At 65.1% G+C, this 24,690-nt stretch carries 20 protein-coding genes and 1 pseudogene; 15 read left to right on the top strand and 6 right to left on the bottom strand.

Translation table 11 applies throughout. The annotated features are described in order from the left end of the window. Positions 1 to 60 precede the first annotated feature (60 nt). Complete coding sequence (locus tag G6R19_RS13115; RefSeq protein ID WP_163165598.1) at positions 61 to 1,194, top strand: LOG family protein; 1,134 nt, start codon at positions 61 to 63, stop codon at positions 1,192 to 1,194. Positions 1,195 to 1,222: 28 nt separating this feature from the next. Here G6R19_RS13115 and G6R19_RS13110 read toward each other — a convergent pair whose 3' ends face one another. Together G6R19_RS13110 and G6R19_RS13105 are read right to left on the bottom strand one after the other, a co-directional pair. Then, on the bottom strand, positions 1,223 to 2,161 hold the full coding sequence (locus tag G6R19_RS13110; protein ID WP_205484407.1) for a matrixin family metalloprotease: 939 nt from the start codon (positions 2,159 to 2,161) through the stop codon (positions 1,223 to 1,225). 59 nt (positions 2,162 to 2,220) lie between these two features. After that, on the bottom strand, positions 2,221 to 3,420 hold the full coding sequence (locus G6R19_RS13105) for a VIT1/CCC1 transporter family protein (protein ID WP_163165596.1): 1,200 nt from the start codon (positions 3,418 to 3,420) through the stop codon (positions 2,221 to 2,223). Positions 3,421 to 3,670: 250 nt separating this feature from the next. On the opposite strand from G6R19_RS13105, the gene G6R19_RS13100 reads away from it, so the two are divergent. Continuing rightward, the gene (locus G6R19_RS13100) at positions 3,671 to 3,895 is read left to right on the top strand and encodes a hypothetical protein (RefSeq protein WP_163165594.1); all 225 of its coding nucleotides are present in this window, start codon (positions 3,671 to 3,673) and stop codon (positions 3,893 to 3,895) included. A gap of 76 nt (positions 3,896 to 3,971) precedes the next feature. On the opposite strand, the gene G6R19_RS13095 is transcribed toward G6R19_RS13100, so the two are convergent. Continuing rightward, positions 3,972 to 5,492 carry a sodium:solute symporter gene (locus G6R19_RS13095; RefSeq protein WP_163165592.1) on the bottom strand — a complete coding sequence of 507 codons (1,521 nt, stop codon included), beginning with the start codon at positions 5,490 to 5,492 and terminating at the stop codon, positions 3,972 to 3,974. 273 nt (positions 5,493 to 5,765) lie between these two features. Between G6R19_RS13095 and G6R19_RS13090 the strand changes: the two genes are divergently transcribed. From G6R19_RS13090 to G6R19_RS13040, 11 genes and pseudogenes are all read left to right on the top strand, one after another. Continuing rightward, a complete protein-coding gene (locus G6R19_RS13090; RefSeq protein WP_163165590.1) occupies positions 5,766 to 6,341 on the top strand; it encodes a cupin domain-containing protein in 576 nt (191 codons plus the stop codon). Between the two features lie 150 nt (positions 6,342 to 6,491). Then, entirely contained in the window at positions 6,492 to 7,556 is a 1,065-nt protein-coding gene (gene speB, locus G6R19_RS13085; RefSeq protein WP_163165588.1) for an agmatinase, read from the top strand. A gap of 4 nt (positions 7,557 to 7,560) precedes the next feature. Then, positions 7,561 to 9,270, top strand: a complete 1,710-nt coding sequence (locus G6R19_RS13080; protein ID WP_163165586.1) for a thiamine pyrophosphate-binding protein — start codon at positions 7,561 to 7,563, stop codon at positions 9,268 to 9,270. Between the two features lie 291 nt (positions 9,271 to 9,561). Further along, complete coding sequence (locus G6R19_RS13075; RefSeq protein ID WP_163165584.1) at positions 9,562 to 10,038, top strand: MarR family transcriptional regulator; 477 nt, start codon at positions 9,562 to 9,564, stop codon at positions 10,036 to 10,038. A 90-nt stretch (positions 10,039 to 10,128) separates the two neighbouring features. Continuing rightward, positions 10,129 to 11,622, top strand: a pseudogene (locus tag G6R19_RS13070) (MFS transporter); the annotation flags it as partial. A 220-nt stretch (positions 11,623 to 11,842) separates the two neighbouring features. Further along, on the top strand, positions 11,843 to 13,576 hold the full coding sequence (locus G6R19_RS13065; RefSeq protein ID WP_163165580.1) for an ABC transporter ATP-binding protein: 1,734 nt from the start codon (positions 11,843 to 11,845) through the stop codon (positions 13,574 to 13,576). Further along, positions 13,573 to 15,651: an ABC transporter ATP-binding protein gene (locus tag G6R19_RS13060; RefSeq protein WP_163165578.1), complete on the top strand. Its 2,079-nt coding sequence runs from the start codon at positions 13,573 to 13,575 to the stop codon at positions 15,649 to 15,651. The genes G6R19_RS13065 and G6R19_RS13060 overlap by 4 nt, the downstream gene beginning before the upstream one ends. 191 nt (positions 15,652 to 15,842) lie before the next feature. Further along, positions 15,843 to 16,259: a thioesterase family protein gene (locus G6R19_RS13055; protein ID WP_163165780.1), complete on the top strand. Its 417-nt coding sequence runs from the start codon at positions 15,843 to 15,845 to the stop codon at positions 16,257 to 16,259. Positions 16,260 to 16,350: 91 nt separating this feature from the next. Next, positions 16,351 to 16,584: a PLDc N-terminal domain-containing protein gene (locus G6R19_RS13050; protein WP_163165576.1), complete on the top strand. Its 234-nt coding sequence runs from the start codon at positions 16,351 to 16,353 to the stop codon at positions 16,582 to 16,584. A gap of 70 nt (positions 16,585 to 16,654) precedes the next feature. Then, entirely contained in the window at positions 16,655 to 18,904 is a 2,250-nt protein-coding gene (locus tag G6R19_RS13045; RefSeq protein ID WP_163165574.1) for an AAA family ATPase, read from the top strand. Between the two features lie 37 nt (positions 18,905 to 18,941). Next, positions 18,942 to 20,138 (top strand): restriction endonuclease, encoded by a 1,197-nt coding sequence (locus G6R19_RS13040; RefSeq protein WP_205484415.1) that lies wholly within the window; start codon positions 18,942 to 18,944, stop codon positions 20,136 to 20,138. A gap of 198 nt (positions 20,139 to 20,336) precedes the next feature. Here the strand turns inward: G6R19_RS13040 and G6R19_RS13035 are convergent, their stop codons facing one another. Beyond that, a complete protein-coding gene (locus G6R19_RS13035) occupies positions 20,337 to 21,992 on the bottom strand; it encodes a PAS domain-containing sensor histidine kinase (protein ID WP_163165572.1) in 1,656 nt (551 codons plus the stop codon). Between the two features lie 94 nt (positions 21,993 to 22,086). Here G6R19_RS13035 and G6R19_RS13030 point away from each other — a divergent pair, with 94 nt between their 5' ends. Further along, positions 22,087 to 22,854: a response regulator transcription factor gene (locus G6R19_RS13030; RefSeq protein ID WP_163165570.1), complete on the top strand. Its 768-nt coding sequence runs from the start codon at positions 22,087 to 22,089 to the stop codon at positions 22,852 to 22,854. Here the strand turns inward: G6R19_RS13030 and G6R19_RS13025 are convergent. Both G6R19_RS13025 and G6R19_RS20455 read right to left on the bottom strand, forming a co-directional pair. Then, positions 22,827 to 23,237, bottom strand: a complete 411-nt coding sequence (locus G6R19_RS13025; RefSeq protein ID WP_163165568.1) for an Hpt domain-containing protein — start codon at positions 23,235 to 23,237, stop codon at positions 22,827 to 22,829. The two genes, G6R19_RS13030 and G6R19_RS13025, sit on opposite strands and share 28 nt — an antisense overlap. 66 nt (positions 23,238 to 23,303) lie before the next feature. Then, positions 23,304 to 23,663, bottom strand: a complete 360-nt coding sequence (locus G6R19_RS20455; protein WP_240341874.1) for a hypothetical protein — start codon at positions 23,661 to 23,663, stop codon at positions 23,304 to 23,306. Here G6R19_RS20455 and G6R19_RS13020 point away from each other — a divergent pair. Next, the gene (locus G6R19_RS13020) at positions 23,653 to 24,687 is read left to right on the top strand and encodes a glycosyl hydrolase (RefSeq protein WP_240341873.1); all 1,035 of its coding nucleotides are present in this window, start codon (positions 23,653 to 23,655) and stop codon (positions 24,685 to 24,687) included. The genes G6R19_RS20455 and G6R19_RS13020 overlap by 11 nt on opposite strands. Positions 24,688 to 24,690: the final 3 nt, after the last annotated feature.

Below are 24,690 nucleotides of genomic sequence, written 5' to 3'. Positions count from 1 at the left end.
GCGTTGCTTTTGGATGGTGCCCTACGCTGGGTAAATGAGCAGCGTGGGAGGAAGGTACGCATGAATCTCTCCGGAAACCTTGGCCCCAGCCCCCGAAGCCTTGACGTGGACGACCTCGTCACCTTCGACAGCCTGGTCAGGGCAGGCAGTGCGGACCTGGAAGGCTGGCACGCGCAGTCGCTGGACCTCCGCGGGCGCTCGGCTGTCCTGGAGCAGGTGAACGTTGCAGGCGCCATCTTCCTTGGCTGCACCTTTGACGATGGGACGGAGGATGCCCTCCGCCGCCGGGGCGCCCTGATCTTCCCGCGCCTCGAGTCCGTTCCGTTCAACCCCTACCGGGGCAGTTTGTATTCGCCCGTAGAGCTATACGCCGGGCTCACCGATGCGCCGTACGAACAACTGCCGGACGCCCGCATCTACCAGTGGAGCATTCAACCGGGGCAACGGCACCGGCTTGACGCCACCCTCGCGTCAGCGCTGCACGACCACGCCATCGGCGATGCCCTCGAGGAGGCACTCCATTCGGGGCCGTTCGCAGCCCGGTCCGTGGTGGGCGTGATGGGCGGACATGCGGCCCAGCGGGGGACCGCTGACTATACCCAGGCCGCACGGCTCGGCTGGCTGCTTGCCCGAAACGGGCATGTGGTGGCGACCGGTGGGGGACCGGGAGCCATGGAGGCAGCCAACCTGGGCGCTTACCTGAGCAACGCGGACGACGGCGGGCTGCAGGCTGCGCTGGCGGGCCTCGCCTCCGTCCCGGGGTTCCGTCCCTCGGTGTCCGCGTGGGCGCGGGCGGCCGCTGCCGTCGTCGAACGTTTTCCGGGCGGAACGCCGTCGCTTGGCATCCCCACCTGGTTCTATGGACACGAGCCGCCCAACTACTTCGCCACCCACATCGCCAAGTACTTCGCCAACGCCATCCGCGAAGCCATCCTGCTCGAGCTCTGCCAAGGCGGCATCATCTTCCTGCCGGGAGCCGCAGGGACGGTCCAGGAGATTTTCCAGGACGCCTGCGAGAACTACTACGGCGCCCGCGAAAAAATTACGCCCATGGTGCTGGTGGGAAGGAACCATTGGGAACACCAGTATCCGGCGTGGCCCATGCTCCGCAGCCTGGCTGAGGGCAGGCCCATGGCCGAACGGATCTTCCTGGTGGACACTGTGGACGAGGCAGTGGCCGTCCTCCGCGGCTAGCCAGGGAAATCGGCGTGGATAAGGCTGCTCAGAGATCCTTTCGGCACTGGGCCTTGCTGAGTTCGAACAAGCCGTTGAGGTCCCCTGCGGACAGCCCCTCAGGAGTACCGATCTCCGGGTACATCAGCTGGGTGGGGTCTGCCACATGGTCAAGGCCCATCACATGGCTGAGTTCGTGCAGGATCACTGCCGTGGCGTAGAGGTGGCCATCGGGGTTCAGAAGTTCGTCCGCAATCTGCGGTGCGTCCAGGTCCAGGCCGCCGGTAACAAAGGTCTTGGGGCCGTCGCCGTAGCTGTAGTGGGTGCTGCCGCCGGTGCCAATCACTTTGCCCTTCAGCTGCGGTGCCACCTCCGGTGTGGTCCACGCGATGAGCAGCGGTGCCCAGCGCTCGCCGTAGGCATCAGGCTGGTACGGGGGCCGTTGGGGCGACGGCTGTTCGGTGGTGGTGCCATCGTCAACGAAGGCGATGCCGGTGGCGGCGGAAATAGCAGTGATGGCGTCCGCGACCAGCTGCTGCGCCCCCGCCGGGGCGAGGGCGTCGTTAACCACATAGTGCAGTGGCCGGCACGGGGAGTAACCCACTGGGCTGCCGTCGCCGTTGACTGCCAGGAACCGGTACGCGTCACTGCCCACTGCAGGTGGCGTGGGCTGGCCGAGGGGAGCATCCTTTTCCCCAACTCCCACCGGCGGCGCTCCCGTCCGTGCCTCTGCAGGGGGTTGCCCTCCGGCCTCCCCGGCAGTCCCGGCTTGGGGTCCGCCGCCTCCTTGCACGCCGGTGACCTGCCCGCCGGGACCCGGGCCAAGGCGGACATCGAGGAGCTCCTTGAACCGCGGATCGTCAAGCACCAGCGCTGCCCCTACCAATGCTGCGGAGAACAGGGCGCCTGTCAGCACGAACCGAAGGGCCTTGCCGGTACTTCCAGTGCGTGCCCGCCTTCCGGCGTGACGCGGCGGCTGCCCCTCCACTACTGCATGCCCATATTTCTGTCCCCCGCTTATTCACTGCTGCCAGTGAAACCCTACTGCTAGTGGACGACAGTGCCGAAGACCAGCCCCAACAGGTACGTGACGGCGGCGGCGCCCAGGCCAATGGCGAGTTGCCGCAGGCCGCGGGTCAGCGGCGAAGTGCCGGAGAGCAGGCCCACGATGCCGCCGGTCACCAGCAGGGCGAGGCCCACGAGTACGCCGGCCACCACCAGGGCAGCCACTCCGGTCAGTCCGAACAGGAACGGGAGGATGGGGACGATGGCGCCCGAGGCAAAGAAGCAGAAGCTGGACAGCGCTGCGCCCCACGCGGTGCCCACGGCCTCGTGCTGGTCCTCGGCCTCGGGAAGCTCCGGCTGCAGGGACAGGCTGGGATCGCAGTCGCAGGACAGGAGGCCCATGCGCTCGGCAACACGGTGCTGCGCCGCTTCCTGGGACATTCCCCTGGCCAGGTAGACGAGCAGCAGTTCATTGTGCTCAAGGTCCAGCTTTGGCGCCGCGGCCAGGGTAACCTGGGTGGGGCGGGTTGCCGCCAGGAGCTCGCGCTGGGACCGGACCGAGATGAATTCGCCGGCTCCCATGGACATCGCGCCGGCGAGCAGCCCGGCAATGCCGCTGAGCAGCACCACAGTGCTGGCCACGCCAGACGCTGCCATGCCCATCACCAGGGACAGATTGCTGACCAGGCCGTCGTTTGCGCCGAAGACGGCGGCGCGGAAGGTGCCCGCCAGCCGGTTGCGGCCGCGGGTGGCCAGCCCCCGTACTACTTCCTCGTGGATCTGCTCATCGGCAGCCATCGCGTCGGTGGCGTTGGGGTCCTTGGCGTAGGGGGAGCGGCCTTCTGCGCGCTGGGCCAGCGCCAGGACAAAGACGGAGCCGAAGTGGCGCGCCAGGAAACCGAGCAACTGGCTCCGGATTGACGCCGGGCGGGCCTTGCCGGCGTGGTCGCCGAGGAGGCCCAACCAGTGGGCTTCGTGCCGTCCCTCCGCTTCGGCCAGGGCCAGCAGGATGTCGCGTTCTTCGCCCTGCCGGTTCTGCGCCAGGTCCCGGTAGACGGCCGCTTCGGCGCGCTCGTCCGCCAGGTATTGGCGCCAGCGCCGGATGTCCGCGGACGTGGGCGGCGCTGCGGGCCGGCCTGCCGCCTCAGGCTGGGACGGAGCGGGAACCGACGGGACAGGATCTGAGGGGAGGGACCCCGCAGGGGAGTCGCGGTGGTGGTCTGGATTGGCGTGCTGGGACACGGAAACTCCTGGGCTGGATGGGGCATGGTTCGGCCCCATTGCACCGCCAGCTTACAGAGGAAATCCGCGGTTTTTCGGCTGGCTTCCCTCACTCCGGAGTTTCGGTGACCCTTAAATTCAGGGGGCTTCCGGAGGCATTTGGTGCAGGCAGCACACCCTTGACCACGGCTCCCGGCGGTGCTGTGATGAAACTGTGGCGTATGCCAGCGCCCTGTAAGAGCACGTCAGGCGAACAAACGGAGGTTGGATCATGGGCACCACCGGACCGCACGCGGACATGCCGCACCTGGAAGCCGTCGAAGCGGACCCTGCTTACGACTACGCAGAGGATGCACCCGTCAATGAGGACGACTGGGACACCGAGGATGATCTCCTGGACGAAGAGGAGCCGGTGGTACAGCCGGCACCGATAGTCATCGACGCCGAGGACCGCCCGGTCCCGCTGGACCCGGACGAGGTCCGCGAGACGGAATAGGACGAACGACGGCGGCACCTCCCCTTCCATGGAATGCGAAGGGGAGGTGCCGCCGTCGTGAAGGCAGTAGCTGCTGCTACGGGGCGGACACCGGTTCCGCCGGAGCCTCAGGGGCTTCCTGCCCGGCGACCCGGCGCTGCCAGTTGCGCATCACCTGGGGATCGGTGGGCTTGGTCAGCAGGGAGACCGCGACATACACCACGGCGGAGGCGAGCAGGCCGTAGTAAATGGGCTCATTCGCGTAGATGCCGTCCAGCGGCGCTTTGGCGTTGATCTCAAGGATGATCATGGTGCCCAGCGTCACTACCGAGCCCACAGCCATGGAGGCGGCTGCGGCCACACCGGTGCCGCGCTTCCAGACCAGGCCGCCGAGGATGGCCACGAGGAGGCCGCCCACCAGGATGTCGTACGCGATGGTCAGGGCTGCGACCACGTCCTTGGTGATGATCGCGATCAGGATGGCGATGATGCCCAGGGACAGGACCCAAATGCGGTTGGCTTTGACGTCGTGCTCGGGGTTGTCGGTGTCCTCCGTGTTGATGGTCTTGCCGAACCAGCTGGCCACAAACGGCAGGACGTCGGCGCGGGCAACGGTTGCGGCGGCGATGAGGGCGCCTGAAGCGGTGGACATCATGGCAGCAACAGCTGCTGCCAGGACGAGTCCGCCGATGCCGACGGGCAGCAGGGTCTGGGCCACTTCGGCATAGACGTCGTCCTTGGCTGCAATCTCCATGTTTGACAGGGCCACACTGGCGCCCATGCCGATCAGCGCGCCGGCAACGCCGTAAAGGATGCAGTAGATGCCGGCGGTGGCGCCGCCCCACCGGGCCACTTTGGCCGTCTTGGCCGTGAAAACGCGCTGCCAAATGTCCTGGCCGATCAGCAGGCCGAGGGTGTACACCACGAAGTAGGTGATGATGGTCTGCAGGCCGATGCCGTCGATCTGGAAGAAGCTCTCGTCAACCCGACTGCGGATGCCGTCGATGCCGCCCGCGGCGTTGAGGGTGAAGGGGAGCATCAGGAAGAAGATGCCAACAGTCTTGATGATGAACTGCACCTGGTCCGCCAGGGTGATGGACCACATGCCGCCCACCGTGGAGTAGACCAGCACAATGGCGCCGCCGACGGCGATGGCCAGTGCGCGGTCCCAGTCGAAGAGCACCACGAAGATGGTGGCGTAGGCGCCGGTGGACGTGGCGCAGAGCATCAGCGTGTAGGCGAGCATCACGATGCCCGATGCCTCGGTGGCCCTGCTGCCGTAGCGCAGGGTGAGCATCTGGGAGACGGTGTAGATCTTCAGCTTCTGGATGGTCCCCGCGAACAGCAGGCTGAGGAGCAGGACGCCGGCGCCGATGGCGACGACCAGCCACATGCCTGAGATGCCGAACTTGTAGCCGAGTCCTACGCCGCCCACTGTGGAGGCGCCGCCCAGGACGACGGCGGCCATGGTGCCGGTGTAGAGGAAGGGGCCAAGGCGACGGCCGGCGACAAGGAAGTCGCTGTTGTTCTTGGTGCGGGACTTGCCCCACCAGCCGAATGCCAGCATGGCGAGAAGGTACACCACCACGATGGCGATGTTGATGACATTTGCGTCCACGTTGGACTCCTTGGAGCTGTTGGCAGCCGGGGTGGTCTCCGGGAAGTGGTGGGGAAGCCGGAAGCCGCTGCGCGAGGGGTGGGATGAGAGTAAGTTCTCAGATATTGCCTTATAGGCAACAAGTGTTTTCCAAAGAGTAGGCTGTGACCGTGGTAACAGTCAAGGGGGTGCTGCTGCCGGCAGCCACGCGCGCCACGCAGGCGTCATAGACGCGGCTGGCCATTAGTATTGCTCCAGAGTGGGGCCGGGCGGCCGGCCATGAAAGGTACGCAGATGAAGGCACTGCCAGTTGAGCCGAGCAACGTACCTGTTGCCATCGGCTCCAGGATCCGGGCCGCGCGGCAGTCCCAGCGGCTCACTATTGAACAGGTAGCTGACGCCACCGGGTTGACCAAGGGATTCCTTAGCCGCGTGGAGCGCGACCTGACGTCCCCCTCCGTGGCTTCCCTCGTGACGCTTTGCCAGGTTCTCTCGATCTCCATCGGGGAGCTCTTTGCTGCTCCAGAGACCCACCTGACCAAACGCAATGACGGGCCGCGGATCTCGCTGGGCGGCCAGGGCATCGTGGAGCGCCTGCTCACCGCCCGTTCTGAGCGGCGCATCCAGATCATCCAGGCCTGCATCGAACCGCACGGCCGCGGCGAGACCGAGCTCTACGCCGTGGACTGCGACGTGGACGTCCTCCATGTCATTAAGGGCAATATCAGGCTGATCCTCACCAATGAGGAGTACGACCTCAGTGCCGGGGATACCGTGACCTTCCCTGGCCGGGAGCCGCACACCTGGATCAACCCCACCGACAAGCCGGTGGAAGTCCTCTGGGTCCTGGTCCCGGCTGCCAGTCGCTGACCCCAAGCCGACCTTGCCCTAATCCGGCTCCTGCCCGGCTGGCCCGCGCCCTCGAACCGACCTGAAAGTAAACAGCTGGTGCACACAGGGAAACAAGCTGTATGATGGCAGTCACATCAGTCCCTCAACTCCTCGAAGGAGAGGCCTCCATTGGAAGAGCTGCGCATCGAAGCCAACGGCAACCTTGGCCCCATCGATTCATCCCGAATTCCCCGTTACGCCGGGGCTGCCACCTATGCCCGCCTTCCCCGCCTGGACCAGGTGGAAAAGGCTGACGTCACGGTGGTGGGTGTTCCCTTCGACTCCGGCGTCTCCTACCGCCCCGGTGCCCGCTTCGGAGCCAACCACGTCCGGGAAGCCAGCCGGCTGCTGCGCCCGTACAACCCTGCCTGGGACGTCAGCCCCTTCGAAAACATCCAGGTGGCCGACGCCGGCGATATGGCCGTCAACCCCTTCAATATCAACGAGGCCATCGAGACCGTTCAGCAGAACGCGCTCGACCTCACCGCCGGCGGCAGCAAGCTGGTGACGCTGGGCGGTGACCACACCATCGCGCTGCCCCTGCTCCGCGCCGCCGCCGAGCGTGCCGGCGAACCCATCGCGATGCTGCACTTCGACGCGCACCTGGACACCTGGGACACCTACTTCGGCGCCGAGTACACCCACGGCACGCCGTTCCGCCGCGCCGTCGAGGAAGGAATCCTGGACACGGAGGCCATCAGCCACATCGGCACCCGCGGCCCCCTTTACGGCAAAAAGGATCTCGACGACGACCATCGCTTTGGATTCGGCATCGTCACCTCCGCGGACGTTTACTACCAGGGCGTCCTGGAGACCGTGGCCAAGGTCAGGGACCGGATCGGAAACCGCCCGCTGTATATCTCGGTGGACATCGACGTCCTGGATCCGGCCCACGCCCCGGGCACCGGCACACCCGAAGCCGGCGGCATCACCAGCCGCGAGCTGCTGGAAATCATCCGCGGCTTCCGCGGCATGAACCTGGTGGGCGCCGACGTCGTGGAGGTTGCCCCCGCCTACGACCACGCCGAAATCACCGGCGTGGCCGCAAGCCACGTGGCCTTCGAACTCGTCACCCTGATGGCAGACAATGCCGTGGCGGGGGACCGCTTCGGAGCAGCCACGGGCTACGCAGCACAGGCCCTCGGCCAGGAAGTCCGCCGCCCGGCAGGCTTCGCCGCGGCCGGCAAGGAGTAGCAGGATGATCGATTTCGACCCGGGAACGACCGCCGCGCCCGCAGGGGACGGTGCAGGCACGGGTGCCCGCAATGGCGGGGACCTCGTCGTCGAAACGCTGGAAGCCCTGGGCGCGAAAACCGTCTTTGGCATCCCGGGCCAGCATGCCCTGGGGCTCTTTGACGCGATGGGGCGCGGCAACCTGCAGTTCGTGTCATCGCGGGTGGAGAACAATTCCGCGTTCGCTGCTGACGGGTATTCACGGGCAACCGGTGAGGTGGGTGTCCTTTTCCTGTCCACCGGCCCCGGCGCCCTGACGTCCCTGGCCGGGCTGCAGGAAGCGTATGCCACCGGCGTTCCCATGGTGGTGGTGGCGAGCCAGATCCCGCTTGAGGGGCTGGGCGCCCGGCGCAAGGGCATGCTGCACCAGCTGGACGACCAGAAGGCATCGGCCGCCAACGTCACCAAGAGCCAGCGGCTGATCCAGCACGCATCGGGCATTCCGTCAGCCATCCAGGACGCCTGGACCGAAGCCATCTCGTCTCCCCAGGGGCCGGTGTGGATCGAGATCCCGCAAAACGTCCTGCTGGACCCGATCATGGTGCCTCCCGTTGAGGACGCGCTGGCAGAAGCGGCGGACAACCCCCCGCGGGTGGAGCTGGTCCGCGAAGCGGTCAAATGGCTGCAGGCCGCGGAACGTCCGGCCATCATTGCCGGCGGCGGCACCCGCCGGGGCCGGGCAGAGAAGTCCCTGCTCTCCATCGCAGAAAAGCTTCGCGCCCCCGTGATCTGCACCCCGGGAGGCAACGGTGCGTTCCCCTGGAACCATGAGCTGTCGCTGCAGTCCTGGATCGAGGACCGCCACATGACCGATGTACTGGAGGACGCGGACGTCCTGGTGGTGATTGGTTCATCCCTGGGTGAGGTCACCTCCAACTACTTCACCTTTGAGCCGCGCGGCAGGATCATCCAGATCGACGCCGAACCGCGGGTCCTGGAATCCAACCGGCCCGGGCTGGGCATCCGTGCCGACGCCGGCCAGGCGCTGGCCGCCCTGGACGAAGCACTGGTGGTTGAGCATGCCGAAAGCAGGCCGAACTGGCACGGCACGTCGCCGGAGGACCTGGTGAAGGAATCGCTGGCGAAGGTCCGGGAACGCCTGGAATCCCAGGACCTTGGCAAGGAACTGAAGTTCATGGCCGACATCCGCGAAGCCGTCCCCGCGGACATGCAGACCTTCTGGGACATGACGATTTCCGCATATTGGGGCTGGAGCTGCTGGGATGCCCGGGAGGGCCAGTTCCATTCCGCGCAAGGTGCCGGCGGGCTGGGTTACGGCTTCCCGGCAGCAATTGGCGCCGCAGTGGGACTGGAAACGGTGGGCAGGCCCGGCCGGGTACTTGCCGTATCCGGCGACGGCTCATCGATGTACTCCATCTCCGAACTCGCCACCGCCAAGCAGCACAACGTCCCGGTCACCTGGCTGATTGTGGACGACGGCGGCTACGGCATCCTGCGCGAATACATGGTGGGGGCGTTCGGCAAGGCCACCGCCACCGAACTCGCCCGGCCGGATTTCGTCAAGCTCGCCGAAGCGTTCGGCGTGCCTGCCACAAAAGTGGCCCCAGAGGATGTGGGGGAGGCGCTGAAGGCGGGCTTCGCAACCGACGGGCCCAACGTCGTCGTGGTGGAAACGCTCCTGAAGATGTTCGCGCCCACCCACTTGCCCGCATAACTGCTCCGGTCTTGCGCCGGAACAGAAAGCTAAAGGCCCCGCAGCACGAGTCCGTGTTGCGGGGCCTTTTTGGCAACCGCTCCGCCTGATGGGGGACAAGCGGAGTAGCTGAAACCAGAGTAATAGAAAGCATGCTTACGTTTCAAGCTGCGGCCGCGACCGGTTCTGTTCGCGGGGAGTTGCGCCCGATTTCTGCGAGCCTTGGCCAACCCGCACCTGCACTTAGTTTCCCAAAGCAACCAACTTCGGATATAGTTGCTTCAGGCAAACAATTAAGGAGTGCCTGGAGCCATGGCAGTAGCACCGGATACGGCAGCGGATCTCGTGTACCAGATCTTCGATCTCCAGCGCGCAGTGCGGTGCATCGCCACTGCCAGCGTTCGTGGGCAGGACACCGGAGTAGCGCTCCAAGGTGTCCTGCGCTTCGTGGGGGAGGGGGAGTCCCGGGCCACCAGGCTCGCCGAGCGGCTGGGCGTCAGCGCCCCGGTCCTCAGCCGGCACATCGCGGACCTGGAAGAGCATGGCTTGGTGATCCGCAGGCAGGATCCCGACGACGGCCGGGCCCAGTTGGTTGCCCTCACACCCTTGGGAGCGGAGAAACTTCGCTCCATCGAGGAGCAGCGTGCGGCGGCCCTGCAGGACTACCTGCGCGACTGGAGCGAGGAAGACGCCGGCAATACGGCAAGAATCCTGCACAAGCTCACCGACTCACTTAAGCAATCAGCCCGGGCAAAGGCGGCCGGCACCATCACAACCCACACCTCCTAGGAGCTGAACCCAATGGCAACCCACATTGCGGCAAGCCAACCCGCCGCCCCGGCCAAAATATCCACCGCACCGGCGGGGGCACGGCCCGAGATGTCCCACCGCCAGATCATGGAAGCCCTCACCGGACTCCTCGCCGCCTTCTTTACGGCGATCCTCAGCAGCACCATCGTGGCCAACGCGCTGCCCACCATCATGTCCGACCTGCACGGCACCCAGACAGATTTTGCCTGGGTCATCACCGCTGCGCTGCTGGCCAACGCCGCCACCACGCCGATCTGGGGCAAGCTCGCGGACCTCTTCAACAAAAAGGTCCTGGTCCAGCTGAGCATCGTCATCTTCGTGGCCGGCTCCGTGATGGCCGGCCTGTCCGAAACCATCCCCCTGCTCCTTGGGGCCCGGGTGATCCAGGGCGTCGCCATGGGCGGCCTCACCGCCCTTGCCCAAGCCATCATCGGCACCATGATTCCGCCGCGCGACCGCGGAAAATACTCCGGCTACATGGGCGCAGTGATGGCCGTCGGCACCGCCGGCGGCCCCCTGCTGGGCGGCTTCATCGTCGACAGCCCGCTGGGCTGGCGCTGGACCTTCTTCGTCTGCGTGCCGCTCGCCGTCGTCGCACTCATCCTGCTGCAGGTCACGCTCAAAATTAGCCATGTCCGCCGGCCCGCCAGGATCGACTGGCTCGGTTCGATCCTGCTCACGTCCGGCGTGAGCCTGCTCCTGATCTGGGTCTCGTTCGCGGGCAACCCCGCCTACTACGACTGGGTTTCCTGGCAGTCGGCTTTGATGGTGGGTGGCGGTATCGTCCTGCTGGCGCTGCTGGTCCTGGTGGAATCCAAGGTTGAGCAGCCCATCATCCCGCTGAAAATCATCTCTGAGCGCACCACGGCACTGGCCATCATTGCTTCGGTGGCGGTGGGCATCGCAATGTTCGGCTCGTCCACGTTCCTGGGCCAGTACTTCCAAGTGGCCCGCGGCGCGACCCCCACCGAGGCAGGGCTCCTCACGCTGCCAATGATCGCCGGAAACCTGACCGGCTCGGTGGCATCCGGCCTGCTGATCAGCCGGACGGGCAAATGGAAGGGCTACCTGATTGCCGGCTCCATCCTGCTGATCGGCGGACTGGGACTGGCCGGAACCATGGACCACACCACCGAACTGTGGCACGCCGGCGTCTTCACAGCGGTGCTCGGCCTGGGACTGGGCATGCTGATGCAGAACCTCGTCCTGGCCGTGCAGAACACGGTCCGTGCCGCGGACATTGGAACGGCCAGCGCCTCGGTAGCGTTCTTCCGGTCCGTGGGCGGCGCCATCGGCGTCGCCGTGCTGGGCGCCATCCTGGCCAACAGGGTCAGCGAGCTTGCCACCAAGGGCCTCGCAGCGGCCGGCATCCCGGTGCAGGGCGGCGCAGCCGGCTCCAGCATGGACCTGGCCCACATGCCGGAACCGGTGCGGGACATCATGCGCGCCGCCTACGGAGATGCCACCGCGGAAGTCTTCCTGATCTCCGCGGCGGTAACCGTCGTCGCGCTGGTATCGGTGCTGTTCATCAAGGAAAAGCCGTTGCGGCGCACCGTTGACATCCAGCCTGCGCAGGAGCCGGCCCCGCAGAAGGAAAGCGCCGCGGCGGAGCCCGCCTCCGCTGCCCGCTAAGCCATGGGCACTACTCCTCCCGGATGATCTTTCGCCGGGCTGTTTCACCCCCGGAAGGAGTTTCGTAGAGTGGGAAGGCTAAGGATGTCAGCCCCGGCTGGTACTACTTAACCCTCACCACTTCGCGAACTCTTCCTAAGGACCCGTGGGCATGCTCCTCACCCTCATACGGCGGTTTTCCAGGCCGTACATGCCATACATCGTGGCCGTCATCGTCTTCCAGCTGGCGTCAACCATCGCTGCGCTGTACCTCCCCAGCCTGAACGCCCAGATCATCGACGAAGGGGTATCCCGCGGGGACACCGACTTCATCTGGCGCACAGGCGGGGTGATGCTCCTCGTCGCCTTCATCCAGGTGGGAACGGCGATCGCCGGCGTCTACTACGGCTCCAAGACCGCCATGGCGGTGGGGCGCGACCTTCGGCGCGGGGTTTTCCGCAAAGTCACCAGCTTTTCCGCCAAGGACGTCAACACCTTCGGTGCGCCCACCCTGATCACGCGCGGTACCAATGACGTCCAGCAGGTCCAGATGCTGGTGCTGATGGGGCTGAACTTCATGGTGGCCACTCCCATTATGTGCATCGGCGGCATCATCATGGCGCTGCGGGAGGACATCAACCTGTCCTGGCTGGTCTGGGTCTCCGTGCCCGTCCTGGTGGTGGTGGTGGGTTACCTGGTGGTCCGCCTGATGCCGCTCTTCCGCGCCATGCAGAAGAAGATCGACCGCATCAACGGCGTCCTGCGCGAACAGATCATCGGCATCAGGGTGGTGCGGGCCTTTGTCCGCGAACCCTTTGAAACTGAGCGGTTCGGCGAAGCCAACAAGGACCTCACGGACGTATCCCTGAAGATCGGCGCCCTGTTTGTGCTGATGTTCCCGGCCATCGGCATGATCCTGCACCTGTCCACCGCCGCCGTGCTGTGGTTCGGCGGGCAGCGCGTGGATTCGGGCGAGATGCAGGTGGGGGCGCTGACGGCGTTCCTCCAATACCTGCTGCAGATCCTGGTGGCCGTGATGATGGGCACCTTTATGGCCATGATGATTCCGCGCGCTTCGGTATGTGCGGACCGCATCGGCGAGGTGCTCGACGTCGAACCATCCATCCACGATCCCGAACGTCCGGAGACCCCTGCTGCACTGGCCGGCGTGGTGGAGTACCGGAACGTCACGTTCGCCTACCCGGGCGCCGAGTCGCCGGTGCTAAGCAACATCAGCTTCACAGCCAAGCCGGGCCAGACCATCGCGATCATCGGTTCCACGGGTGCAGGGAAGACGTCCTTGTTGTCCCTGCTGCCGCGCCTCTACGACATCGCCGAGGGCGAAGTGCTCCTGGACGGCGTATCCGTCAACAACCTGGACCGCGCGGAGATCACCAGGCGCGTGGCACTGGTCCCGCAGCGGCCTTACCTCTTCTCCGGCACCATCGAACACAACCTGCGGTTTGGAAAGACCGAAGCCACGGACCAGGAGCTCTGGGACGCACTCGAGGTGGCACAGGGCGCCGACTTTGTCCGGGACAAGAAGAACGGGCTGAACTCCCGGATTTCACAGGGCGGGACCAACGTCTCCGGCGGCCAGCGGCAGCGCCTCTGCATCGCCCGCGCACTGGTCACCAAGCCCCGGGTCTACCTCTTTGATGACTCCTTCTCCGCCCTTGACGTCGCCACTGACGCCCGCCTCCGTGCGGCGCTTAAGCGCACCACTGCCGACACCACGGTCATCATCGTGGCCCAGCGCATTTCCACCATCACCGAAGCGGACCAGATCCTGGTCCTGGACAACGGCCGCATCGTGGACCGCGGAACGCATGAGGAACTCCTGGAAACCTCACCCACGTACCAGGAAATTGTTGAATCCCAGCTGAGCGTGGAGGAAATGGCATGAGCCCCCGCAAGAGAGACTCCACCGACATAAAAAAGACAACAGGCGCCCAGGACCAGGCTGACTCGGGCCTGGTGGAGGACGGCGCGGTTGAGGACGAGGAATTCTTCGAAGAGGAATACAAGCCTTCCGAAGCCGACGGCGACATGTTCGGCGGCATGCCGGCGAAGAAGGCCGAACACTTCTGGCCGTCCGCCAAGCGGCTGATGGGACTGCTGAAGCCGGAGGCTGCGGGCATCTACGCCGTGGTTGCGATGGTGGTGGTCGCGGTGGTCCTGAACGTTATTGCCCCCAAGATCCTGGGCCAGGCGATGGACGTGATTTTCGGCGGCGTGGTTGGCAAGCAACTCCCGGCAGGCGCCAGCAAGGAAGAGTTCGTGGCGGGACTGCGCCAGCAGGGGCAGGACAACTTCGCAGACATGATCTCCAAGATGGAACTGGTGCCCGGAAGCGGCATCGACTTCCAGAAGCTGTCCTTCCTTATTGCCGTGGTTCTCCTGATGTACTTCGTTGCCAACATCTTCCTGTGGCTGCAGGGCTACGTCCTGAACCGCATCGTGATGAAGGTTATCCGCAGGCTTCGCGATGACACCGAAAAGAAGCTCAACAGGCTTCCGCTGAACTACTTCGACACCCGGCAGCGCGGCGACGTCCTCTCCCGGGTGACAAACGACGTCGACAACATCCAGCAGGCGCTGCAGCAGGCGTTCGCCCAGCTGATCAACTCGCTGCTGACGGTCATCGGCATTGTGATCATGATGTTCATCGTCTCCTGGCAGCTGGCCCTCATTGCCCTGGTGGCGCTTCCGCTGTCCGGCGTCGCTGCCGGGATCATCGGCTCGCGCAGCCAGAAGCTCTTTGCGGCGCAGTGGAAAAACACCGGTGCTTTGAACGGCCAGATTGAGGAATCGTTCTCCGGCCATGACCTGGTGCGGGTCTTCGGGCGGGACGCAGACATGCTGGAACGGTTCGAGGAACGCAACGAGGCCCTGTACAAGGCCAGCTTCGGGGCACAGTTTGTTTCGGGCATCATCTTCCCGGTGATGCAGTTCGTCTCCTACCTCAGCTACGTGGGCATTGCCGTGGTGGGTGGACTCCGGGTGGCCTCGGGTTCCATGTCCCTGGGCGATGCCACAGCCTTCATCCAGTACTCCCGCGAGTTCACTCAGCCACTGGGCCAGATGGCGGGCATGGCCAACATGCTCCAGTCCGGCGTAGCGTCCTCCGAGCGGGTGTTCGAATTCTTGGATGCCGAAGAACAGGACGTTGAGACGGCCACGGAACACCTTCCGGCCAAGACGGACGGGCACGTCGAGTTCAAGAATGTCACGTTCAGCTACACGGAGGACAAGAAGCTGATCGAAGACCTGTCCTTCACTGCGGAACCGGGAAATACCGTGGCCATTGTTGGGCCCACCGGAGCCGGGAAGACCACCCTGGTCAACCTGGTGATGCGCTTCTACGAACTCAACTCCGGATCCATCACGCTGGACGGAGTGGACATCACCCACCTCAGCCGGTCCGAGCTCCGCTCCAAGGTGGGCATGGTGCTCCAGGACGCCTGGCTGTTCGGCGGCTCCATCTACGACAACATCCGCTACGGCAATCTGGACGCCACCGAGGAGCAGGTCATGGCAGCCGCCAAAGCCACCTTCGTGGACCGCTTTGTCCGCGCCCTGCCAGAGGGATACGACACCGTGATTGATGAGGAAGGCAACAACGTCAGCGCCGGTGAAAAACAGCTCATCACCATCGCCCGCGCCTTCGTGGCAAATCCGTCGCTGCTGATCCTCGATGAAGCCACCAGCTCCGTTGACACCCGTACTGAGCTGCTGGTGCAGAAGGCCATGGCAGCGCTCCGCACGGACCGCACCAGCTTTGTGATCGCCCACCGGCTCTCCACCATCCGCGATGCCGACACCATCCTGGTGATGGAGAACGGCAGGATCGTGGAGCAGGGGAACCACAAGGTCCTCCTTGCTGCGGAAGGCGCCTACTACCGGCTGTACATGTCCCAGTTCGCGGGTGCGGACGCCGGGGAACTGCCGGTGGATGATTCGACGGCGGTGCACAGCTGAGCGCGCAGGAGGCTCCGGTGCAGGAGAACGCCTCATTGCCGGAAGACGGCGGGGCGCAGGAGGACGACACTGCGCAGCAGGACGGCGGGGCGCAGGAAGACGGTACAGCGCAGCAGGACGCGCAGTTGAAGCAGGACGCGCAGTTGAAGCCGCTGAGCGAGGGCGGCCGGCGGATCGAGGTCCTGGTTCCCATGCGGTGGGGCGACATGGACGCGTACGGGCACATCAACAACGTGCAGATCGTCCGGATGCTCGAGGAAGCGCGAATTGCCGCTTTCGGACCGCCGCGGGGAGCAGGGCTGCCCGGCGTCGAGCCGCACGTCTCCCTTTTCAATGACGTCCCGGAGGGAACCATGGCGTTGGTGGTGGACCACAAGATCCGGTACGTCAGGACACTTGAGTACCGGAACGTCCCTGCCGTGGTCCAGGTGTGGATCGGCGCCGTCAAGGGAGCGAGCTTCGATATCCACTACCTGGTCCAGGACCCGGTCACCCGGGAGGACTGCGTCAAGGCCAGCAGTCATTTGGCGTTCGTGCACGAAGCCACGGGGCGGGTGCAGCGCCTCACGCCTGAACAAAAGGAACGGCTGGCACCATTCACTGTTTGAACGGAAGGTGCAGGCGCTCCGGCCGGTGCAGCCCGTTGCGCAGGAGCGGCCTGCACCGGAAACTAGGAACCCCAACCAAGGAGGAATAGGCATGGCCCAGAAAAAGACCTGGAAGGAAATGTCCCCGTCCGCAAAGGCCGGCACCATACTGGTGGCCATCGCACAGGTGTCCCTGTTGGTGGCGGCGCAGCGGGACATTTCAAAGCGCCCGGCAGCGATGATCAACGGTCCCAAGGCTGCCTGGCGGGCGGCATCGTTCATCAACTTCATCGGACCGGTGGGCTACTTTACGTTCGGCCGGAAGAGGCCGGGAGCGGGGACGTAGCGCGCCAGGAGTCACCGGGTGCCCACCAGCTCTGAGCGCCCATCCAGCTTCACCCTGTAAATTTGAATCCATGACCCCCGCCTCCACTGCTGCCATGCCCCGTGCCCTCGGTGTCTCCCGTGCCCTCGGTGTCTCCCGGGAAATTGAGGAGGCGGCGTGGTTCGTGCTTGGCCCTGGGCTCCTCGGGAAGCCGTCTGCGCTGGACGGACGCACCATGACGTGGACGTCGGAGGCGGCGGCGGAGCTCCTGGACAGGCTGGAACGGGGTACCCCGGATCCGAAGGCACCTATGATGACCAACCTTCGGCAGAACCTCGACGGTGCGTCCCGGGAAGCGAAGCAGCTGGCCGTGGAACTGCTGTTCCTGCAGTCGCTGCCCCTGGCCCACGAGGTGAAGTCGCTGAAGGTCAAGCGCGCCCGTGTGGCCGAGGCTGCTTCCTGGCTCGAGCCTCCGCTGGAGCTGCCCGAGGAGCTGTACCAGGGCCTCACGGACCACGGCGTCATCCGCGACCGGACGGCCGAGTTCAACTGGACCATCTGGGACCACCTGGGGTGGCTCTGCCGTTTTGTGCAGCAGGTGGACCAGCAGACCACGGCGGACATTGCCGAAGCCCTGCAGGACCCGCTGAAGTTCCACCGCCTCGCCGCTGCCACTCCAGGGGACCAGCCCGCCATCCGCCGCAGCGTCGAATTCCTCACCTGGCCCAGCTATTTCGAGCCCGTAGTGGCGGACGTGGAGCGCCAGGAAATCCGCGATGCCTTCGCCTCGCTGGTGGGCGGCGCAAAAGGCGACGCGGAAGAGGACATCACCGCAGACATCCACCGCATCCGCCTGCACCTTGATGAGCAGGCCGGGCAACGCATCGACTGGTATGCCCGCCAGCTGGTCAGCCAATGGCGCAAGGTAGGAGACCCCGGCCGCCGGGCTTGGCTGCTGCGCACGCACAGCGACAACACCGAGCTGCTCACCGCCTGGCAGGGCGAGGAAAAGGTGACGCTCGACGTCGAACATCTCCGCCTGCTGGGCCCCGGCGTCACGGCGGGGGTGGTCCAGCATGCCGTGGACGAGGACTACAAGCACCTCGGCTATGTGGAGCGCGAGGACACCAAGACCGCTGTTTTTGCGTTCCTGACCGTGATGAAGCCCGGGGACCTGGCGCTTTACCAGCACGCCGGAAAGGTGCGGCTCGGCGTCGTACTGGGGGAGCCCGAACACAACGAGGACAACCGGCGGCTGCGCCGGAAGGTCCGCTGGTTCGACGAAGGCCACGCCACCACCAGCCTTCCCCGCCACGTGCAGCGGCAGCTGGCCACACCCGGGATCGTTGTTGACCTGACCAGAGTGGTGCAGGCGCTGCAGGGCCTGCTGCCCGCAGAAGCGGAAACAGAGCCCGACGGCGATGCTGAAGCGGCCGCCGTCGTCCCTCTCGTCCAGGAGGGCTTCCGTCCGCTGACGCGCGAGTTCGCGGATTCCCTGCACATGGAGCTGGAGCCGCTCCAGGAGATCGCCGAACTGCTGGAGGAGAACCGGCAGCTGGTGCTGTACGGTCCGCCGGGCACCGGCAAGACCTACCTGGCGAAGCACCTCGCGGCGGAGTTGGCGGACGACACCACGGACGAGCGGGTCAAACTGGTTCAGTTCCACCCTTCGTATGCCTACGAGGACTTTTTCGAAGGCTACCGGCCGGACAAGACAGACGAAGGGCAGGTGTCCTTCAAACTCGTGGCCGGTCCGCTCCGCCGCCTCGCCGAAGAAGCGGCCAAGCCCGGCAACGAGAAGAAGCCGTACTTCCTCATCATCGACGAGATGAACCGCGCCAACCTCGCCAAGGTGTTCGGCGAGCTGTACTTCCTGCTGGAGTACCGCGATGACCGGATCTATCTGCAGTACAGCCCCAATGAGCCGTTCACGCTGCCGGACAACCTCTACATCATCGGCACCATGAACACCGCCGACCGGTCCATCGCCATGATGGATGCCGCCATCCGCCGTCGTTTTGCCTTCATCGAGCTGCACCCGCAGACCGAACCGGTGAAGGGCTCGTTGCTCCGGTTCCTCGAGGCCCGGCAGCTGGACACCACCCCGGCACTGCTGCTGGACGCCCTCAACGCCGCCATCGACGAGTGGGACCGGGACCTCATGATCGGCCCGTCGTACTTTATGAAGCCGGCAGCCCAAACCCCTGCCGGGCTGCGGCGGATCTGGAAGTACGAGCTGATGCCCCTGCTCGAGGAGCACTACCACGGCCAGCTGACCCGGGCCCAGCTCGAGGAACGCTTCGGACTGGACCGGCTGCTGGAACGCCTTGCAGGCCGTTGACCCCGGCGCATCTGTCCGGCACCTGGTGCTGGACGAAATGTCCCGCGGGATGGTGGAACGGCTGGATCCGGCCAGCGCCTCGTTCCTGAACGCCAGTGGCCTCGCCAAGGCGTCGCCCATGGGCCTCGGCCTGTACCGGATCGAGCCCGTGGGCAAGGTGGGCTCGGTGCGGACTCCCACGGTGCAACTGGACGTCCGGCCCAAGGACCGGCTGGGACTCAGCCGGCTCCTGTTCCTGCTCAGCTATGCGGGCGACCAGGGGTTCCGCCCCGACTCCGTCGCTGCCATGGAGGACCGGGAGCTCTGGAGCGCGCTGGCTGAGTCGCTGGCGCAGCTCGCCGAACGGGCTCTGGGACGCGGTGTGCTGCAGGGGTACCGCACCGTGGACGAGGCGCTCCGCACCGTCAAGGGACGCATCCGCATCTCGGACCAGATTTCCCGGCGGCCCGGCATGCTGGTGCCCCTCGAGGTGTCCTACGACGAGTTCAGCGAGGACATCGCCGAAAACCGTATCCTGCGTGCCGCGCTGGAGCGGATGAGCCAGGTGCCGCGGGTCCGTCCCGAGGTGCTGAGCCGGCTGCGCCAGCTTAAGGGAAAGCTCGACGCCGTCACCCGCCTTCCCGCCGGCGCGCCGCTGCCGCCGTGGACGGCCAGCCGGATGAACCTCCGCTACCACTCCGTCCTCCGCCTGGCGGAACTCATTCTCCGGAACGCCTCGGCTGAAGCGGGCCAGGGCAAGCAGCAGACGGCTGCGTTCGTAGTGGACATGGCCCAGGTGTTTGAGGATTTTGTCGGCACGGCATTGCGGGAGGCGATGGCTGCCTACCCGGGAGAGCTCCGGCTTCAGTACAACGCGCTCCTCAGCGAGGCGGTGCGGGACGCGGACCGGTTGTCCGTGCGGCCGGATGCCGTGCACCTGCTGGGCGGACGGCCCGTGGTGGTCTACAACGCCAAGTACAAGGCCGCGTCCGACCTCGGCGCCTCGCTCACAGCCGACCATTACCAAATGCTCGCCCACTGCACCGCTTTGGCGGTGCCCACGGCCTGGCTGGTCTACGCTGGATCCGGTGAGGTCAAGCTGCGCCGCATCCTGAACACAGACATCGACATTGTGGAGTTCCCGCTGGACCTGTCCAGGCCGCCGTCGGAAATCCTCGCCTCGATTGCGGAACTCGCCCGCCAGTCCTGGGGCGAAGTCCCCACCCGCCCCCTAACCTCCCCGGCCGCTCCCTGACCTCGCAAGCTCGGCCGGGGAACCCTGCGGTCGTGGGCCCGGCTCGGCCAGGGAACCCGGCGGGCGTGGGCCCAGGGCAGGCCCGGAACGCGGGCTAACGCTGGGGCTGCCCTGCCGCCGTCGTACGTTGGCCCACGTTAGGCCCGCACCGGCGCCTAACGCTCGGACTGCCTGCCGCCGTCGTACGCGCTGGCCTTGTTACACCGGGACCCGGAACGTGAACGTGGTTCCCTGGCCCAGCGAGCTTGCCACTTCAATGTTCCCGCCATGGGCCTCAACGATGGCCTTGCTGATGGGCAGGCCCAAACCAACGCCAGGGATGGCTGTCCTGCGGACGTTGCTGGTGCGGAAGAACTTGGCAAACACTTCCGAGGCGTCTTCGGCGCTCATGCCCATGCCGGTATCGCTGACCCGGCACGTAAGGTGGCCGTCCTCCTGCGCCAGGGTGACCAGCACGTTGCCGCCGTCGGGGGAGTACTTGATGGCGTTGGACACGAGGTTGTCCAGCACTTGGGAAATGCGCGGGCCGTCCACGTGGGCCTCCAGCCGCTCCGGGGTATCCGCGGCCAGTACCACTCCTGACGCGGCCGCCTTGGGCATGGCCGAGGAAACGCTGCTGCGCACCAGGTCGGCCACGTCGACGGAGTGGGGCGTGACAATCAGCTGTCCGTGGCGGCTGGCAAGCAGGTCGCTGACCAACGTCAATAGCCGCTCCGAGTTCCTGCGGATGATCTCGAGCATGGCCCGCTGCGACTCGGCCGGCTCATCTTCGAGCAGGATTTCCACGTACCCAAGAATTGACGTCAGGGGTGTCCGGAATTCATGCGAGACGCTGGAGACGAAGTCATCCTTTGCCGCCAGGGCGTTGACGAGGTCCGTAACGTCGCTGAAGGCAATCACGGAGCCGGAGAACTTCCCCTCAGCGTCCTTCATGGCCCGGGCGGTGGTCACGAAAGCCCGCTGCTCCTTGCCCGAGCCCAGCCACACAAGGTAATCCGTGAAGGTTTCCCCGAGGACGGCACGGCGGACCGGGCGTTCCTGCACTGGAACCAACGTCTTCCGGTCCGGCCCGAACACGAGCAGTTGGGACTCGTTAGGGTCAGCTATCTCCTTGGGCCGCGCCAGTTCGTGGTTGGTCCGCTGCTTCCGGTTCATCAGCACGTCATGCCCATCCGCGTCCACGGCGAGGACGCCCAGATGGACAGTGTCCAGGACGGTGTTCAACAGCGCTTCCTGGCGCTGGCTGGTGCGCAGGTTGGCCTGCAATTGCGCGTCCTTATCCTCCAGTTCCCGCTGCTGCCGCATCATGCTGAGCGTCAGGACACTTACGGAAACACCGATGCCGAGCATCATGACGGGCAGGAGCAACGACCGCGCAAAATCCTGCGCCGTAAAGCTTCCTTTGATCAGCAGCGGAACCCAGATGATTGCCAGCGGCGCCAGGAAAGACAGCCACAAAGCAGCCCTCGGGTAGTAGCCGGAGGCGCAGAGCCAGATCACCGGGAACACGGCAAGAAGGCTGATACCCGTCAGGCTTTCCTGCCCGCCTTCCCTGCCGAGGGCAATGGAGACGAAATCCAGCAGCGGAAGAATCAGGAAGCTCGTGTAGGGCAACCGCTCCCAGGGAACCAGGTAGCAGAGGGCCATGATTGCGGCCTGCGACACCAGGAACGCGACAAAAAGCGGATTGTTCATGGTGGCCGGGAAGAACGCCCAGATCAGGAAGGCTGTCAGGATCGTCGTCACAAACAGGGGCATCTGGCTGAGCGCCACCCGGTCCGTCAGCCGGTACTCATGGAAAGGACGCCGAAAGAACCTTACCCGGCCAGAGGACCACGCATCAGGGTTAGTCATGGCGCAGAAACTTACGGGACAAGGTGTGCGAGGCCATATCAGCAGGATATCCGCAGCCAGCTATACTTCTGACGTTGGCTGCTGAGGGGGCACTATGAGTGATGCACGTGTCGGACTGGTCATCGAGGATGACCACGACATTCGGGAACTGGTTCGGACTGTGCTGACCCAGGCAGGCTTTGACGTGACCGTGGCAAGCAGCGGCGCCGAAGGTGTCCTTACTGCGAAGACCCTCAATCCGGATGTCATCACCCTGGACCTTGGCTTGCCGGACATCGACGGTTTTGAGGTCTCCCGGCAGATCCGCGAGTTTTCTGACGCCTATATCGTGATGCTGACGGCCCGGACTGAAGAGCTGGATACCCTCATAGGCCTCGAGTCCGGAGCGGACGATTACCTTACAAAGCCGTTCCGCCCGAGGGAGCTGCGCGCCCGCATCGCTGCGATGATGCGCCGCCCCCGTACCGTTCCCGACGCCGCGGAAGCTGCCGGAGTCGAGGCGTCCGCGGATGGCCAGGCGCATCCCGAGCGGGGAAATTACAGCCATAACGGCCTGGAGCTGAGCTATGCCTCCCGCACGGTAACCGTGGACGGCGCCGAGATGAACCTGACCCGCACCGAGTTCGAACTCCTGCACGCCCTGCTGGAGGCAGGCAGGACTGTCCGTACCAAATCGGACCTGGTGCGCCGGCTACGGGACGAGGATTACGACGTCGGGGGTTACATCAGCGAAGCTGACGAGCGGTCAGTCGAGGTCCACATGGGAAACCTGCGCAAGAAACTTGGTGATTCTCCGCAGAAGCCGCGCTGGCTCCAGACGGTTCGCGGCGTAGGTTACAGGCTCGCCCCCGGCGAACAGTGATCCTGCAGCCTGCTCATCGTTTGCCGGCTGCACTGGCTGATCCGCCTCAGGAACGAGGCCGCGAGCCTGGGAAGGACGACGGCGGCGTCAGCGTCCGGCCCTCCGGTCCGGATTTCGCCTTCCAGGGCCATTGCCAGGCTGGCGAGCCGCTGGGCGCCCACCATCTGGCTGGATGTCTTCAGGCTCAGGACGGCGTCCACCGACCCGTCCAGGTCTCCGCTGGTCAGGGCCAACCGCAGGCGCCCGATGCGATGCGGGAGGTAGTCAATGAAGTTCCCCACGAAGACCCTGCAATACCCCTCGTCCTCCTCGAGTTCCTCACGCAGCCGGTCCAGGACGGCCTGGTCCACCAGTGGGCGACCGGCATCATTGGACGGGGTCATCATTGTCCTTTCGGCTGTGGTCTTCCACTCCGGAAACCGGGGGGTAGGCGGGGCATCAACGCCCCTTCAGGTTAGGGCTGCTGCGCATACTCGGGAGTGGTTTCCGAACAGAATTGTGTGTTTCTTGATGAGACTGCAGGTTTTTACGTCCAATACTTGAGCCAGTGCATTTCGTATAAAAAGATCAGCGGCAGCGGGCCGCATGGAGACGCGGAGAATAGTTGTTGTGTTGAGGTCGCTGAGAACTTTTGTTATAGCCTTTGTGGTGGCAGCCGGAATGGCTGTGGCCTTTATCCAACCTGCACATGCTGCCCCGGCTGGCCAGATCGCCTTGAGTCCTTCATCCGGGCCTGCGGGCTCTGCTGTTACCGTTTCCGGCACGGGATTTAAGGCATCAACAACAGGGACGGTAATTGTGGGTTCCACGACCTTTCCTTTCAAAACCACAGCTACGGGCGCATTCAGTACCGGCATCACCATCCCTGCTGAATCCAGCGGCCCCGTCATAGTCACAGCCAAGACGTCGTCCATCAAAGCCTCCGCTCCGTTCGTTGTGGAGGCCGCCCCGGCGCCCCAGCCGCCTACCGTCAGCACGGACTCCTTGCGTTTTGGAGTGGCCACTCCTGGCGGAGCACTGGCTGCCGCGGAACTCGACGAAGTATCTGTATTGGCGGGGGAGAGCCCCTCCATGGTCCTCATTTACAAAGACTTTCTTCAGTCGCCTCCACTGACGGAGCTGAACGCGGTGCGCGCCCGCGGAGCCGTCCCGCTTGTGACGTGGGAGCCGTGGGCTTGGGGCGGTGGCGTTGAGCAGCCTGCGTATGCCCTTGACCGGATCACCGCCGGCGACTTTGATGGCCGCCTTCGGGAGTGGGGCCAGTCCCTTGCTGCCTGGGGCCAGCCGGTGATGCTCCGCTTTGCCCATGAGATGAATGGCAACTGGTATCCGTGGGCGGAATCGGCGAATGGCAATCAGCCGGGCGACTACGTCCAGGCCTGGCAGCACGTCCACGACGTCGTTGCCTCTACCGGAGCCAGCAACGTCCAATGGGTGTGGTCTCCGAATGTTCCCTACTGGGGCTCTACGGATCTGGCGGGGCTTTATCCGGGCGCGGGCTACGTGGATGTTGTGGCCCTCGACGGGTACAACTGGGGCACGTCCACAGCATGGAGCAGCTGGGTTTCGCCCCAGGATCTCTTTGCTCCGGGCATTGCGGCGCTCCGAACCCTCGCGCCGGGTAAACCAATCCTGATTGCCGAGACGGCGTCCAGCGAGGCCGGCGGTTCGAAAGCCGAATGGAACACCAGCCTGGTGTCCTACCTTGCCGCCCAGCCCGATGTTATGGGGTTCGTCTGGTTCCACTTGCAGAAGGAGGCCGACTGGCGCATCAACAGCAGTCCTTCCTCGGCGTCTGCCTTGAATGCGGCGCTCTTGGCGCGGCGCAGTTAGCTG

This window comes from Arthrobacter sp. Alg241-R88, assembly GCF_900537115.1.
In the GTDB taxonomy this organism is placed as follows: Bacteria; Actinomycetota; Actinomycetes; order Actinomycetales; family Micrococcaceae; genus Arthrobacter.
The sequence above is the reverse complement of the archived record's forward strand: the minus strand, read 5'-3'. Positions and strand labels throughout refer to the sequence as shown.